This is a genomic window from Pseudocolwellia sp. AS88 (genome assembly GCF_030551755.1).
Classification (GTDB): domain Bacteria; phylum Pseudomonadota; class Gammaproteobacteria; order Enterobacterales; family Alteromonadaceae; genus Pseudocolwellia.
On sequence record NZ_JAUPEC010000005.1, the window covers coordinates 1 to 15,400 of the forward strand.

12 protein-coding genes are annotated in these 15,400 nt (G+C 35.6%); 6 read left to right on the plus strand and 6 right to left on the minus strand.

Going from position 1 to position 15,400, the window contains the following annotated elements:
* Window positions 1-96: 96 nt before the first annotated feature.
* From accC to aroQ, 3 genes are all read right to left on the minus strand, one after another.
* The gene (gene accC / locus Q5N69_RS04975; protein ID WP_304367756.1) at window positions 97-1,443 is read right to left on the minus strand and encodes an acetyl-CoA carboxylase biotin carboxylase subunit; all 1,347 of its coding nucleotides are present in this window, start codon (window positions 1,441-1,443) and stop codon (window positions 97-99) included.
* 23 nt (window positions 1,444-1,466) lie between these two features.
* Window positions 1,467-1,925, minus strand: coding sequence for an acetyl-CoA carboxylase biotin carboxyl carrier protein (accB, locus tag Q5N69_RS04980; RefSeq protein WP_304367757.1), 459 nt, complete (start codon window positions 1,923-1,925; stop codon window positions 1,467-1,469).
* Window positions 1,926-1,999: 74 nt separating this feature from the next.
* A complete protein-coding gene (gene aroQ, locus Q5N69_RS04985) occupies window positions 2,000-2,449 on the minus strand; it encodes a type II 3-dehydroquinate dehydratase (protein WP_304367758.1) in 450 nt (149 codons plus the stop codon).
* A gap of 405 nt (window positions 2,450-2,854) precedes the next feature.
* Between aroQ and Q5N69_RS04990 the strand changes: the two genes are divergently transcribed.
* The 3 genes from Q5N69_RS04990 to Q5N69_RS05000 are packed head-to-tail and all read left to right on the plus strand — an operon-like array spanning window position 2,855 to window position 6,899.
* Window positions 2,855-3,250 (plus strand): substrate-binding domain-containing protein, encoded by a 396-nt coding sequence (locus tag Q5N69_RS04990; RefSeq protein ID WP_342866519.1) that lies wholly within the window; start codon window positions 2,855-2,857, stop codon window positions 3,248-3,250.
* On the plus strand, window positions 3,222-4,463 hold the full coding sequence (locus Q5N69_RS04995) for a hypothetical protein (protein ID WP_304367760.1): 1,242 nt from the start codon (window positions 3,222-3,224) through the stop codon (window positions 4,461-4,463). The genes Q5N69_RS04990 and Q5N69_RS04995 overlap by 29 nt, the downstream gene beginning before the upstream one ends.
* Window positions 4,464-4,466: 3 nt before the next feature.
* The gene (locus Q5N69_RS05000) at window positions 4,467-6,899 is read left to right on the plus strand and encodes a bifunctional diguanylate cyclase/phosphodiesterase (RefSeq protein ID WP_304367761.1); all 2,433 of its coding nucleotides are present in this window, start codon (window positions 4,467-4,469) and stop codon (window positions 6,897-6,899) included.
* Between the two features lie 141 nt (window positions 6,900-7,040).
* Here the strand turns inward: Q5N69_RS05000 and Q5N69_RS05005 are convergent, their stop codons facing one another.
* Together Q5N69_RS05005 and cutA are read right to left on the minus strand one after the other, a co-directional pair.
* Window positions 7,041-8,915 (minus strand): protein-disulfide reductase DsbD, encoded by a 1,875-nt coding sequence (locus Q5N69_RS05005; protein WP_304367762.1) that lies wholly within the window; start codon window positions 8,913-8,915, stop codon window positions 7,041-7,043.
* A 2-nt stretch (window positions 8,916-8,917) separates the two neighbouring features.
* A complete protein-coding gene (gene cutA, locus Q5N69_RS05010) occupies window positions 8,918-9,232 on the minus strand; it encodes a divalent-cation tolerance protein CutA (protein WP_304367763.1) in 315 nt (104 codons plus the stop codon).
* Window positions 9,233-9,753: 521 nt separating this feature from the next.
* On the opposite strand from cutA, the gene Q5N69_RS05015 reads away from it, so the two are divergent.
* Complete coding sequence (locus Q5N69_RS05015) at window positions 9,754-10,296, plus strand: FxsA family protein (RefSeq protein ID WP_304367764.1); 543 nt, start codon at window positions 9,754-9,756, stop codon at window positions 10,294-10,296.
* A gap of 153 nt (window positions 10,297-10,449) precedes the next feature.
* Here the strand turns inward: Q5N69_RS05015 and Q5N69_RS05020 are convergent, their stop codons facing one another.
* Window positions 10,450-12,924, minus strand: coding sequence for a hypothetical protein (locus Q5N69_RS05020; protein WP_304367765.1), 2,475 nt, complete (start codon window positions 12,922-12,924; stop codon window positions 10,450-10,452).
* Between the two features lie 349 nt (window positions 12,925-13,273).
* On the opposite strand from Q5N69_RS05020, the gene Q5N69_RS05025 reads away from it, so the two are divergent.
* Window positions 13,274-13,564, plus strand: coding sequence for a co-chaperone GroES (locus Q5N69_RS05025; RefSeq protein WP_304367766.1), 291 nt, complete (start codon window positions 13,274-13,276; stop codon window positions 13,562-13,564).
* A gap of 174 nt (window positions 13,565-13,738) precedes the next feature.
* Window positions 13,739-15,388, plus strand: coding sequence for a chaperonin GroEL (gene groL / locus Q5N69_RS05030; protein WP_304367767.1), 1,650 nt, complete (start codon window positions 13,739-13,741; stop codon window positions 15,386-15,388).
* Window positions 15,389-15,400: the final 12 nt, after the last annotated feature.

The window sequence follows — 15,400 nt, forward strand, 5'->3', positions numbered from 1 at the left end:
CTTAAAATATAAAACGCCCAATGAAGTACATCAGGCGTTTTAATTAAATGACTGTCAACCTATATTAGGACGGGTCATTTAAATAACATGTTAAATCTATTCAGATTCACCTAGTTTTTTCTCTAAGTAATGGATGTTTGCACCGCCATTAACAAAACCAGAATCATTTAAAATATCTTGGTGTAATGTGATATTTGTTTTAATACCATCAATAACTAATTCAGATAGAGCATTACGCATACGAGCTATAGCTACATCGCGATTATCGCCCCAAGTGATTAGTTTACCAATCATTGAGTCGTAATGTGGAGGCACTACATAATCTGCATATATATGAGAATCCCAACGAACACCTAAACCACCTGGAGGATGGAAGCGTGTGATTTTACCCGGTGAAGGAATAAAAGTACGTGGATCTTCAGCATTAATACGACACTCAATTGAATGACCAGCGATTTTGATATCTTCTTGTGTATAAGATAATGGCTGACCAGCAGCAACACGAAGTTGCTCTTTGATCAAATCAACACCAGTGATCATCTCTGTAACTGGATGCTCAACTTGAATACGAGTGTTCATTTCAATGAAATAGAACTCGCCATTTTCATATAAGAATTCAAAAGTACCAGCACCGCGGTAGTTGATTTCAATACATGCATTACAACAACGTTCACCAATCTTGGCACGCATTTCAGCCGTAATTCCTGGTGCAGGAGCTTCTTCAACAACTTTTTGATGACGACGTTGCATTGAACAATCACGCTCACCTAAGTGAATAGCATTACCTTGACCATCTGCAATGATTTGGATTTCAACGTGACGAGGGTTTTCAAGGAATTTTTCCATGTAAACCATGTCATTTTTGAAGATAGTGCCTGCTTCTTTCTTAGTTAAGGTAATTGATTCAATTAACTCTTCTTCAGAACGAACAACACGCATACCACGTCCACCACCACCACCAGCAGCTTTCACTATTACTGGGTAGCCGATGCGTTTAGCATGAGCTTTGTTTGCTTCTTCATCATCTGTTAATGGTCCATCAGAACCAGGAACACAAGGAACACCAGAGGCTTTCATTGCACGTATCGCGGCTACTTTATCACCCATGATACGAATGCTTTCAGCTTTCGGTCCAATAAAGGCAAAACCTGAATTCTCAACTTGTTCAGCAAAGTCAGCATTTTCAGCTAAAAAACCATATCCAGGATGAATGGCTACTGCATCAGTAACTTCAGCCGCAGTGATAATTGCAGGAATGTTTAAGTAACTGTCTAGTGCTGATGGTTTACCAATACATATCGTCTCGTCTGCTAATAAAACGTGCTTTAATGTTTTATCTGCAGTTGAATGTACAGCAACCGTTTTAATACCTAACTCTTTACAAGCTCTAAGTATTCTTAATGCTATTTCGCCTCGGTTGGCGATAACTACTTTATCTAACATGAAATTACCCTTTTTGGTTGGGCTTATTCAATGATGAATAGCGGTTGATCAAATTCAATAGCATCTTCGTTTTGAGCAAGTATTTCTTTAATAACACCTGATTTATCTGCTTCAATTTGATTCATCATTTTCATTGCTTCAACAATACATAGTGTATCGCCAGCATTTACATGTTGGCCAACTTCAACAAATGCTGGTGCGTCAGGTGAGCCTGAAGAGTAGAATGTACCAACCATAGGTGAGCGAACAGTATGACCTGTTTGAACAGGAGCAGCAGCTGGAGCAGCAGTTGGAGCGGCAACTGCTGCAACAGGAGCAGCGGCTGGTGCAGCAACTGGAGCCGGAGCAGCTGCAGGAGCTGAAGCATAAACCGTTTGTCCACGGCTAATTCTTACTGACTCTTCACCTTCTGAAATTTCTAATTCATTGATGCCTGATTCTTCAACAAGCTCAATAAGTTTTTTGATTTTACGAATATCCATAATTAATACCTTTGTTCGTTATATATATTAAGAAGAAAACAACGCGTTAAATTCAACACGTTATTGTTAATTTATTATGTTTTTATCAGCCATGAATGAGCAGCACTTAGCGCATATTCATAACCGTTTGTACCTAAGCCACAAATTACACCAACCGCAACATCAGATAAGTAAGAATGATGTCTAAATTTCTCGCGTGCATGAACATTTGATAAGTGAACTTCAATAAAAGGAATACTAACCGATAACAAGGCATCTCTTAATGCTACACTGGTATGTGTAAATGCTGCTGGGTTAATTATAATGAAGTCAATTTTATGATGGCTATTATGTATAGCATCAATGAGTTCATGCTCAGCGTTAGATTGTAAATGTGTAAGTTGTATATCTTTGCTTGTAGCAGACATTTTTAGCTGTGAAACAATATCATCTAAGGTCTCAGAACCGTATATTTCAGGTTCTCTTTTACCTAACATATTTAGATTAGGACCATTCAGTAATAAAACGTTAAACTTTGCAGTCATTGTCTGTAAAAAGCCATGATATTGTAATAGATGCGTACTATTACATATTTGAGCACTTGATCAAAGAGTATTTACAAAAAAACTGCTCTAGATCTTAATAAAACGACAATCTGTGCTATTTTGAGCGAATATGCGCACTTTTTCGAAGAAGTTAGACCAGTTGGTGTTGATGCCTTAGCTTCTAAAATACTTTTTTATATAACTTTGCGAATTTGTATATTTTAACTAAGATTAATAGAAGTGCTGTAAGGGCTTAATTTGTTGATTTTTTAATTAATCTATTGATTTATAATATATTGCATTCACATTCCCTGTCAGTGCATAATCTATAAATTCAATAGGAACTTTTTTAGCGATATTTATAAGGATATTGTTATTACCCAAATATTTCTTAAAATTAGCATCTTGCTCTTTGTTTTAGTTAGTTTTAGATCGGAAAGCATACATGTTATTAGTCATTATTCTGTTGAAGTAAAGACTCTCTCATCATCACAACTTCGTAGAATTTATTCTATGAGGCAACTTCGTTGGTCTAATAATGAACCCATAGTCGTTTTTGTTTTACCGAGCCAACATGCGGTTCATAAAACTTTCTCAAAAGAAACGCTGCACATTTTCCCATATCAGCTCGATAGAATTTGGAATAAGTTAACCTTCTCAGGGTTAGGTGTTGCACCAAGGATAGTACAATCTCAAGCAGAATTATTACAAGCAGTTAGCACCACCCCGGGAGCAATTGGCTATGTTGAGGTCATGGATAAGGAGAAACAGCATGTCAATGTTATTAACGTCACAGAATAGTTGGGTGAGTAAATTGAATCGTAAATTAACGACCACACTTTTTGTATATTGTTTTTTTACAACAAGTATCTCGCATGCCTATGACAGTGGAGGCACAAAAGATCTCCAAGTTCATGGGTTTGTGGCACAAGGTATTATAGATGTTAATGGTAGTGACTTTGTTAGTGATGACCAAGGTTTGTCATTAGAGTTAACGGAAATAGGGATTAATGCATCATACCAATTAACTTCAGATATTAGAGTCGCAGGACAAGCCGTTTATCTAGATGGTGGCAATCGTTATAATAAAGGTACAAGAGTTGATTACTTATTGGTTGAGTGGGCATTACAGAATACAGAGAATTGGCAAACTAAATTATATTTAGGCCGTATTAAAAACTATCATTGGTTATATTCTAGTACCCGTGACGTTCCTATGGCTAGACCTAGTATTATTCTGCCTCAGTCAGTTTACTTTGATGCAACACGTGATATGTCAATTGGCGGCGATGGTGGTGCAATAGCAACACGTTATTCAAATGAAAATGTTGGTGATATAGACATCACCGCAAGTATGTCTGCATCTACTCTTTCAAAGACGCAAACAACGATTGTTATGGGCAGTAGATCAAGAGGCCGTTTAAATCATGAGAATGATTTTCAAGGCAGTATTTACTGGACACCTAGTAATTCTCAATGGAAGTTTGGAATAGCTACAACTAATGCAGACTTTACTTATAAACAAGGTGAGCAAGATGTCTTTCTTGATGGTGGTTTAGCATTAGAACGTTTTTATTTTAATGCAGAATATCAGGCTGAGAATTGGACCTTTAGCACTGAGTTACTTCAAGAGAACATAGATTTATATGGTTTGCTGTCGCCTGACTTTACAAATGTAAAAAGAGGACAGGGGGGCTTTGTACAAGGACAATTTACTTTAACACCTGAGTTACAACTATTAGCACGCTATGAACATTATTATGCTGATAAAGATGATAAAAATGGTCAACAGCTTGAACGTGAATCAGGAGGAGCGGTTCCAAATTATTTTGGCTACCAATATGATACAACTTTAGGTTTGAAATATAGAATTGATTCAAATATTGAATTGCAATTTGAACATCATTGGATACAAGGTACAGCAAGGCTAACACCTATATTAATCCCTGAACCTAGAGTTAATAAAGAAGAGTATTGGCAATTATGGGCATTACAACTAATGTATTGGTTTTAAATAATGACACAAGTTTTTATTAGTGTTCCAACAAAACTATTATTACTCGTTATTGGCGCTCTACTTTTATTGAGTGCCGGCTTTTCTATTGTCTCATTAACTAGATTAAATGCTGAATTTAAAACATACCAAGCTGAAACCTTGGTTCAAGGGCAAGAACAATTTAAATTTCATGAAAAAACCTTAAAAGATCAGCTAAGGGTTTGGATTGAATCTTTTTCTGATGTTATTCATCTTCAAGAAAAAAATGACTTTATTGATTTAACGACTGAATTATCAAAGCAATTTGATGCACTGCAATTACACCATAACGTTGAAAAAATGTGGTTAATTGATAGTAAGAAAAATGTTCTTTATAGCTCAGGCCCTACGCCAAATTATGTTATTGACAGTGTCAATAAAACACTGGATATGCAAGAGCCTCAGCACTTACTATACTGTCAGGCGTATTGTGAGCAATTACTAACAGTGCCTTTATTAAACAAGAAAGGCGATATGATCGTTGTTGCTTTATCTGTGTCATTGGTTGATATGATCTATGCGATTAATCAATCAATTAAAAGCCAAATAGCCATTGTGAGTTACCCTAAAGCCAACAATACTAAATTACATGAAGCTAAGTTTTTATCAGCCTCTAATATCGAGTTAATGCGTGCTTTGTTTAACCAAAGAAACCCTTCAATATCAGTAGATGAAATAAAAAGAATGGGTGTTCAAGTTGATCTTGATTTAGAAAGTTACTTAATTAATTTGATGCCATTAGCTTCAAATAATCAACGTTCATATTATATGGCGCTAATTGATGATGTAACGAAAATTACTTCTGAGTCTCAACAATACCGTTATCAATTTTTACTTTCAGCCGTTTTAATTTTTGTTACTTTAGCTGGCCTAGTTTATTTTGTTGCGAGTCCGTTAACTCAGCGTTTACTGGTTTTATCTAATGCGTTACCGCTACTTGCGCGTAAAGAATTTGACCAATTTAGACGTATAAAATTGAAGCGTAAAAGCGTATTTTCTGATGAACTAGACGTATTAGCAGATGCTTCAAGTGAGCTTAGTTACGAATTAGAACAATTGAATATAGAGGTTGAACAAAAAACTAAAGAATTAGAAAACATCGCCATGTACGATTTACTGACAGGGCTACCTAATCGTAATATGTTGAATTACCAATTGCGTAAGTCAGTGGCTAACTTGTCACAATTTAAACAAAAAGTTGCGGTGTTATTTCTTGATTTAGATGATTTCAAAAAGGTAAACGATAGTCATGGGCACGGCCAAGGTGACCGATTGCTTATTGAAGCGGCAAACCGAGTAAGATTAAGTATACGTAATGTTGATGTAGCTTGTCGATTTGGTGGTGATGAATTTGTTGTTGTTCTAGGAAAAATAGAGTCAGTTGAGGAAGCAAAGATTGTTGCAGAAGAGATTCTCCAACGCTTTAAAACGCCTATCAAAATAGGAAGCAGTGTATTTTATGTTTCTACAAGTATAGGTATTGCCTTTACAGAAGATAAAATGATCAAAGCTGAAGAGTTGATCAGTTATGCTGATATCGCTATGTACGAAGCAAAAGATAACGGTGGAGCTCAGTACCATATATACCATCCAGAAATGTATCAGCGCGTTGCTCATCGCGTTATGCTTGAAGGTGAAGTAAGGCAAGCACTTGCAAAAAATCAATTTAGCTTAAGTTTACAACCTCAGTTAGTCGCAAAAACTAATCGGATTTATGGTTTTGAGGCTTTATTACGCTGGAAGCATCCAACCAGAGGAATGATATCTCCAGACGATTTTATTCCTATTTTAGAAAACTCTACTCATATGATTGAGCTTGGGTATTGGATTATTCGTCGTTGTTTTGAACTTGCTATCGATATTAAAAAACAAGGATTGAATGGAGCTAGAATTGCTATAAATCTCTCAGCAGGGCAGTTTATTGATCCTAACCTACCAAACTATTTACAAGATCTCTTGGTTGAGTTTTCAATTCCTGCTTCTAGCTTTGAGTTAGAGCTTACTGAGCAAACTTTAGTAAAAAATGTAGAACATACAATTACTATGATGGAAACATTAAAAAGCTTAGGTTTTAGCTTTGCTATTGATGATTTTGGTACGGGGTATTCTTCGTTAGCGTATTTAAAACAAATGCCTGTTGATGTTATTAAGATCGATAAAAGCTTTATCTTTGGTATGTTGGAAAATCATTCTGATTACCAAATTATTATGTCGACCATAGCTATGGTGAAAAATTTAGGTTTAATGGTAGTTGCTGAAGGCGTTGAAACAAGTGCACAGTTAAGAAGTTTAATGCAAAACGATTGTGATTTAATTCAAGGTTATTACTTTTCTAAACCTATTCCTGAAGTAGAACTGATTGATTTTATTAATACGCATATAGTGGATAGTCATTGGAAGACTAAGGCGCAATAGCTTGTTGTTTCAATTAGGCTAGCTTTATAACAGAGTTAGTTTCTTTCTATTTACTTAATAAAAAGTGAAAGGCTGTATCTACTGCCTTTCACTACTCATATTAGCTTCAAGCTTACTATCACTTAAACCTGCAATTTTGTATTAGAATATTTGATTTAATAATGCCGAAAATTCCTTCGCATCCATAAAACCTGTGACCCTATTCTGTGTTAGCTCTTCACCTTGAATATTAAAAAATAGAATCGAAGGTAAGCCAAACACATTAAAGTTATCCATTAACTCAACACTTGTATCTGAACCACTATCAGTTAAATCAACTTGTATTAATACTGTATTTTCAAGGGCAGCTTGTACTCTAGAGTCATTAAAGGTGTAATGTTCAAACTCTTTACAAGCAATACACCAATCAGCGTATAAATCCACCATTACTGTTTTACCATTGGCATTAGCCTTTTTTACAGCTTCACGTAATTCTGTCAGCCCTTCAACCATAATAAACTTATTATCATGGGGTTCTCCAAGTGTTGAACTTTGAGAGTTTACTTGGTTTGGGGTTTCAGACAAATGATTGGGTACTACAGTGTTATCAATCAATTTATAGCCTTGCATTGCACCATAAAATAAGATTAAAAATATGAATAAAGCACGCACACCATGCCAGAAATTTGCTGTAGTCGTTTTATTTGTTGTGTAAAAATAAGCACCAGTGGCGAGTAGTAATACAACCCAAAGTGCTTCGGTAACAGCAGCGGGTACAATTCGCTCTAACAAGAAAATAGGCACAGCTAATAATAAGAGCCCGAATATATTTTTAATTATATTCATCCACGCACCAGCTTTTGGCAGTAACTTACCACCTGAGCTACCTAGTATTAATAGAGGTAAACCCATACCTAAACTTAAAGCATATAAGGCAGAAGCGCCTAAAACAATATCACCCGTTTGAGATATATAAAGTAATGCTCCTGTTAATGGCGCAGTAGTACATGGTGATGCCACCAAACCAGAAATACCCCCCATAGATACAACACCTAAAATAGAACCACCTTTTTGGTTATTGCTCATGTCGTTTAACTTATTTTGCCAACTACTTGGTAATGCTAAATTGAATATTCCAAACATTGAAAGCGCTAAAAATATGAATAATATACTTAAACCTATTAATACTGCAGGCGCTTGGAAAGCAGCTTGAAATTGAGCACCCGCTAACGCAACAACAATACCTAATATGGTGTAAGTAATTGCCATACCCTGCACATAAAAGAACGAAAGGGTAAAAGCTTTTTTAGTTGTAAGTTTGTTACCTTGGCCAACAATAATTCCCGTTAGAATTGGGTACATAGGAAAAACACAAGGAGTAAAAGATAACAGAAGCCCGCCAATAAAAAAAGCAACTAGCGTTAACCATAAACTGTCTTGCTTAAGCATATCAAGCAACTGATGTTGTTCACTTTTAGCTACAATATTATTGCTAGGGCTTTGCTCAATAACAGCTAAATCATCAGAAGATGTATTGGCGCTTAATGCATTTAAAACATCTTCAGTTTGTGTTTCTACCGGAGTTATATAAACAATTTTTTTGGTAGGAGAGTAGCAAAGGCCTTTTTCTGCACAGCCTTGATATCGAACAGTAACAGTAGGGTTTTCTTGTGTGCTTGTAACATAAATATCAAAAGTTAAACTTTCAGTAAAAACTTTTTGTATACCAAAGAATTCATCTTCGTGATCTTCACCAATAGGCAAATCCACTTCGTTTATTGTTGCTGCTTCAGGGGTAAATTTAAATTGATGACGATATAAATAGTAACCTTCGGCAATATCAAAAGTAATATTAACCTTATTGCCTTTTTGACTAAAATTAAACTCAAAAGCTTCATCAACTCTTAAAAACTCATCTTCATTACTAAAAACTGAGGTGGTCGATAGATCAAAAAATGAATCTTGCGCATTTACTGATGCGGTTAGTAAAAATAGGCTGATAAAACTTAAGCAAAAAGAGGAATATATTTTTTTCATTATCACGACTTCGTAGACTCATTAATCCAGAGTAAATATTCTTCATTACCTTGCTGGATATTCATGGCAATTATTTCAGGAGTATCATAAGGGTGCAGATCTTTAATGCTTGATTCAATTAATGGAAACAGTTTCGCTGTTGATTTAATCACTAATTTCACTTCATTATCACACATAACTTGCTTATCCCACTGATAAACAGAAACCACATTGGGAATAATATTTACGCATGCTGCTAATTTATTCTTAACTAATGTTGTTGCAATTAACCTAGCAATATCATCAGATGGGCATGTACAAAATACAATTTGATACATTATAAGTATTACCTTAAGAAAAACTTAAACTTTTAAATTATCGATTTATAACAACCTAAAAATAAATACACACACTAAACTTTGTAATAGTGTATTGCTGAATAAAGGTTTTAGGCTGTTTTTATAAATAAAGCTTACTCCATTCGATTATATCTTTGTAGCTTAAATACTGTGTAACCTGAGCTTGAGTTAAGCTCTTTTACTCAATAATGCTATTTAACCGCCCACCAACGTTGTCTGCATGGATGCAGGTACATGGTTTTTGTCAGGTAAAAAAACGTATTTTTACGCCCAATAGCCAGCTGTTGGTTTATAAAAAATCTGGATAATTAAATAAATTTTATCATTGAGAGAGAACTAAGGCTTTTTATATTCTTAATTCAGATAAAGCTAAACGATACTTTAATAAATCAATAAGTTATTAAACCCATTAATTCGAGTTAAGGTGATGTATTAAGGTATTGGTTGAAAAAGACCCGTTAAACCCCATATTAGTTTCTTTAAAGCGTATTGAGGTGTCCATGTTTAGATTCTTATTTCTGTTATTCATAATCATTCCGATTATTGAAATCACTCTTTTAATTAACATCGGTGAAGTTATTGGCGCGTGGCCAACCATCGCTATTGTTATTATTACCGCTTGGCTAGGCGCTAAAAATGTTCGACAACAGGGCTTAGCTACTATGCAATCAGTGCAAACTAAAATGGCACAGGGTGAAATGCCATCGGCTGAAATAGTTACAGGGTTAATGTTAATGGTGGCAGGTGTTTTATTAGTAACTCCTGGTTTTGTTACTGATATTTTAGGTTTACTACTTCTTGTACCCAGTGTTCGTAAAGCTTTGGGCGCCTCTGTGCAAAAGCACTTACATACAAGACAAGGAAGTACATTTGGTGCAAGTGCTCACTTTCATTCGTCAGACTTTTCTCAAGGGGGCGGTAATGTTTATGAAAACGAAATGGACAACTCAACAGTATTCACTGAAAAAGAACCGGCTATTTTAGAACGTAAACCGCATAAAGGTGAAACTATCGAAGGCGATTTTGAACGCAAAGATGAATAATTAACCAAAATTTCAATACTCTATAGATGTAATTTAATTAGAATTTAAATAATAAAAAACCGCTTACTGCAAAGTAAACGGTTTTTGTATATTTAAGTGAAGTGTTTAAGTTTCACTTTAATATCACTAACAACCTTAATAAAGCCGTAAGTTTTATTTAGTAAAAATACTCTCAACGTTTAATATTGTTTCAAAGGTATCAATATTGGTTGATATTATTTTTTGATCGCCATATAACTCACCACTTTGAATACCAGTAACTGATACTTTCACGTTATCGTTTGCGGTAATCGATATAGTGCCAGCTTCTTTATCCCAATATCCTGTTACGTTAGCTGATTTAGCTGCTAACTTATTTTTAGTGTTTTCACCGATAGTATAAAAGTCTAAGTTTTTTACTGGTAACTTAATATATTCGTTATATTTTTTAGCTACAGCTTTTAACCAATCAAATTGTAATGTTTCGCCATTTCCATAGTTTTCAAAGTTAGTTATATGGAAGTAATGCGGCCATGATTTATAAGTAAGCATATGAAGTAACGTATTATTTGCTTCATATTCTAATACTTCTTGGTAGGTTTTTGGTGTACAAATTGCTGCAGGTTCTGAACAAGGATCGATACCTCGTTCAACATAAGAATCATGATAAATATAATTATACTCATCCACTAAACCTTCAGGTGTCGTAACATTGTAGTAAACCTGTGTAGGGTAGCGAGGTAACATGAAAACGTTGGTACCAGGAATATACGATTCAACGGCTTGATTCACTCGAGATGAGTCAGACGCGAAATATTCAATACCAAGATTTTCAACAGCTTCCATTAATTCAGTATTAAGTCCATCTGGGAATGGCGCATATTCTGGTGATTCAGCATTTGAACTTTCTGTATCTTCTAATCCTGAATGATTACCAGTAACTAAGGTTCTTGAAGCAGTTTCGAAACCAGGAAGATCTAATGTTTGCCACATACTAAGGTTTTCGGCTATTTCATATAAAGCCACATCATAAGTAGCACCTGAACTGGTGTACATATCTCTATGAGTTAATGTATGATTTAAGAAACGGAAGCTATCTTTAGTGTCTATAATTGCTTGTGTTAGCTCATCTGAACTCCCACTTAATTCAATATCAAGTTTTGGTTGTAATGCTACACTAGCTTCTTTAGTGTAAATTTGAGTTGTAGCTGCATTACCGGCAATAAAAATTAAGCCCAATTCGTTGCTGCCTGACGCTTGCCATGCAGTGATAATTGGCGAGATATCTACAGTAATTTCGCCCCAATTTTCTTGATAGCTCACACAGTCTTGTGCTTTGTAATCGCCACCTTGGTTTAACCAAGAAGTTTGTGCATTACTTTTTTCCCAGTCAGCAGCATTATCCCAATTTGAAGTTGTTAAGCAAACGTAGCCTCTACCGCGATAAAAATAATTAAGCCAGGTTCTTACTGTTGCTAAGTTTAATGTGGCTTTGCCGATCACATCAGCTTTACTTACATCAAAACTCATTAATGAACGATGATGTCCAAACCAAGAACTTCTCACATTAATTAAAGATTTAGCAGACGTGTTTTTACTTCTAGAAGATGAAGATATTGAAGTATCTTTATTTGATATTAATGACACATTGCCAGTCGTAGGTGCTTGTGCATAACCCCCGTTAAAGGCTAAGTCTAATTTAAAGTTTGGAAAATTTTCATTTTCTTCATTAAACAATGTTTGAGCGCTAACAATATTATGAATACTTTCTGCTGAGTTGCGGTATTCATTAGTTTCATGGTTAGTATTCGTTTCTGGGTCCCATACTTCAACCGCAGCAAATAAATCATCAACGTGTGCACTTAAGTGAACTTGGCGAGAACCAATAAATACACCTTGTGAAGCATAATTAATAAACTCGTAGTTAATTATTTGAGAATATAATAAATAAGAAGCATTAGAAATAGTTGATAAAAGAACTTTACGACCATCAGCATATGTAAGTTCTGATATGAAAATTTTACCTGTTTCAGTATCAGTTAATAAAGGTAAAACAGTTGGACCTTCAGGATCCGCGCTTGCTTGAGTAGCTAAAGCATAATCAGTTAGGTTTAACGGTGTTGCAGTATTCACATATGAATATAAATTTTCATCATTAGCTGCTTCTTGCCATGTTGCAGTAAAAGAGTTACCTGCTTCTGTATAGCTAGCATCCATACCATAATCTAAGTCATAGTTTTGGCGGAAGTACTCACCAGAAATAGGGTCACCAGAAATAACCGACTCTCTTACCTTAAAGTCGCGTTCATAGTTATGAAGAGTTTTCCATTCTTCTAACGTTAAAGCCGAGTTCAGGTAGTTATCTTCGCCGGTGTAATATAAAAAAGTGCTTGTTAAAATAACGCCACTATAATTACCAACTGCATCAGTTACTAAAGTTTCTTGAGTTAATGCTTGCTTACTTGCATCAAGAACTTCATAAGGTACACCCATTTCGTCCAGTACATCATCTATATAATCTAATCCGGAATCTTCTTCTGGTGTTCCTGACGCAACAACCAAAAGTTTTAAGTTAACGGTTTTGGCTATTGTTGCTTGAGTGAAGAAAAGAAAAGAAATTAACAGAGTATTAATCACCACTTTATTCATCTAAATATCCTTAATTATTATATTACTATTGTTTCCCAACACCATATTAACATTTTGTTTCTATTTAATTAACAAGTTTATCAGGGTGTTAATATGAATGTTTAGTGACTTATAAAGAAAGTTATTTATTAAATTCAACAGATAAGATAGTGCGCCTATATAAATGAGAAGAGGAGAATAATCGTTTCGTGAAATTGTAGTGTTGTTGCGTTAAGTAGAAAGTAAACCTTCCCACATAATAAATAACTAAAAAAATAGCTAAAAGACTTGTGAAGTACATTTTTAGCCCCATTTACTTACACAAGAATAAAAACAAATTTGTTAAACCTAATCGTTTCAGGAGAGAAAAATGAGTATTCGTCCATTACATGACCGCGTAATTATTAAACGTAAAGAAGTAGAATCAAAATCTGCTGGTGGCATCGTTCTTACAGGTAGTGCTGCAGAAAAGTCTACTCGTGGTGAAGTGGTAGCTGTAGGTAAAGGCCGTATGTTAGAAAACGGCGATATACGCGCATTAGATGTAAAAGTTGGCGACCAAGTAATTTTCAGTGAAGGCTACGGCGTGAAAACTGAAAAGATTGACGGCGAAGAAGTATTAATTCTTAGCGAAGCTGATATTTTAGCGATTGTAGAGTAAGCAATGAAATTTATTGTCGTTGCTGACAGCAGTAACGGCAGCAGAAGTATTGAGTAACTTAAATAAGTATCATGCTTCTTCTTTGCTTATAAGTGAGTTAAATAAAAACACTCATTAAAAGCAACACTTTAAAATTAAATTTTAATTTAAAACAAAATTATAGGAATAAATAACATGGCGGCAAAAGACATATTATTTGGTAACGACGCACGAGTAAAAATGCTACGTGGTGTTAACATCTTAGCAGACGCAGTAAAAGTAACATTAGGTCCGAAAGGTCGTAACGTAGTACTAGACAAATCATTTGGCGGCCCAACAATCACTAAAGATGGTGTATCTGTTGCGAAAGAAATCGAATTAGAAGATAAATTCGAAAACATGGGCGCACAAATGGTTAAAGAAGTAGCGTCTAAAGCAAATGATGAAGCGGGTGACGGTACAACAACCGCAACTGTTTTAGCACAAGCAATTGTAAACGAAGGTTTAAAATCTATTGCTGCGGGCATGAATCCAATGGATCTTAAACGTGGTATCGACCAAGCGGTTATTGCTGCAGTTGAAGAACTTAAAAAGCTTTCACAAGCATGTACAGACAACAAAGCCATTGAGCAAGTAGGTACTATCTCTGCAAACTCAGATGCAACTGTTGGTAAAATCATTGCAACAGCAATGGAAAAAGTAGGCACTGAAGGTGTTATTACTGTTGAAGAAGGTCAAGCACTAACAGACGAGCTTGACGTAGTAGAAGGTATGCAGTTCGACCGTGGTTACCTTTCTCCATACTTCATCAACAATCAAGAAAGTGGCAGCGTTGAATTAGAAAATCCATTTATCTTATTAGTAGATAAAAAAGTGTCTAACATTCGTGAACTACTAACTACATTAGAAGGTGTTGCTAAAGCAGGTAAACCTCTTCTAATTATTGCTGAAGATGTTGAAGGTGAAGCACTAGCAACATTAGTTGTTAACAACATGCGTGGTATCGTTAAAGTTGCAGCAGTTAAAGCACCTGGTTTTGGTGACCGTCGTAAAGCAATGTTACAAGACATCGCAACATTAACAGCCGGAACAGTAATTTCAGAAGAAATCGGAATGGAACTTGAAAAAGTAACATTAGAAGATTTAGGTCAAGCGAAGCGTGTAGTTATCTCTAAAGACAACACAACAATCATTGACGGTATTGGCGAAGAAGCAGACATTCAAGGTCGTGTTGCTCAAATTCGTGGTCAAATCGAAGAATCATCTTCAGATTACGACAAAGAAAAACTTCAAGAACGTTTAGCTAAACTAGCTGGCGGTGTAGCAGTAATTAAAATTGGTGCCGCAACTGAAGTTGAAATGAAAGAGAAAAAAGCACGTGTTGAAGATGCATTACACGCAACGCGCGCAGCAGTTGAAGAAGGTGTTGTTGCTGGTGGTGGTGTTGCATTAGTTCGCGCTGCTGAAGCAATTAAAGACCTTGAAGGTATCAACGAAGATCAAACACACGGTATCAACGTAGCTATCCGTGCAATGTCAGCTCCACTACGTCAAATTGCAACTAACTCAGGCGACGAAGCTTCAGTAGTTCATAACGAAGTACGTAACGGAACTGGTAACTACGGTTACAACGCTGGCGATAGTACATACGGTGATATGTTAGCTATGGGTATCTTAGATCCAACCAAAGTAACACGTAGTGCATTACAATTCGCAGCGTCAGTTGCTGGCTTAATGCTAACTACCGAAGCTATGATCACCGATGCTCCAGTTAAAGACTCTGGTGCTGCTATGCCTGATATGGGTGGTATGGGCGGTATGGGTGGAATGGGCGGCATGATGTAATTTATGCTTGTC

What these genes read in the sequence shown, in the direction of transcription:
- cutA (WP_304367763.1), bottom strand. Translation starts at nt 9,232, where the DNA reads ATGTATCAAATTGTATTTTGTACATGCCCATCTGATGATATTGCTAGG.
- Q5N69_RS05025 (WP_304367766.1), top strand. Translation starts at nt 13,274, where the DNA reads ATGAGTATTCGTCCATTACATGACCGCGTAATTATTAAACGTAAAGAA.
- aroQ (WP_304367758.1), bottom strand. Translation starts at nt 2,449, where the DNA reads ATGACTGCAAAGTTTAACGTTTTATTACTGAATGGTCCTAATCTAAAT.
- accC (WP_304367756.1), bottom strand. Translation starts at nt 1,443, where the DNA reads ATGTTAGATAAAGTAGTTATCGCCAACCGAGGCGAAATAGCATTAAGA.
- Q5N69_RS05020 (WP_304367765.1), bottom strand. Translation starts at nt 12,924, where the DNA reads ATGAATAAAGTGGTGATTAATACTCTGTTAATTTCTTTTCTTTTCTTC.
- Q5N69_RS05005 (WP_304367762.1), bottom strand. Translation starts at nt 8,915, where the DNA reads ATGAAAAAAATATATTCCTCTTTTTGCTTAAGTTTTATCAGCCTATTT.
- Q5N69_RS05000 (WP_304367761.1), top strand. Translation starts at nt 4,467, where the DNA reads ATGACACAAGTTTTTATTAGTGTTCCAACAAAACTATTATTACTCGTT.
- Q5N69_RS05015 (WP_304367764.1), top strand. Translation starts at nt 9,754, where the DNA reads ATGTTTAGATTCTTATTTCTGTTATTCATAATCATTCCGATTATTGAA.
- Q5N69_RS04995 (WP_304367760.1), top strand. Translation starts at nt 3,222, where the DNA reads ATGTCAATGTTATTAACGTCACAGAATAGTTGGGTGAGTAAATTGAAT.
- accB (WP_304367757.1), bottom strand. Translation starts at nt 1,925, where the DNA reads ATGGATATTCGTAAAATCAAAAAACTTATTGAGCTTGTTGAAGAATCA.
- groL (WP_304367767.1), top strand. Translation starts at nt 13,739, where the DNA reads ATGGCGGCAAAAGACATATTATTTGGTAACGACGCACGAGTAAAAATG.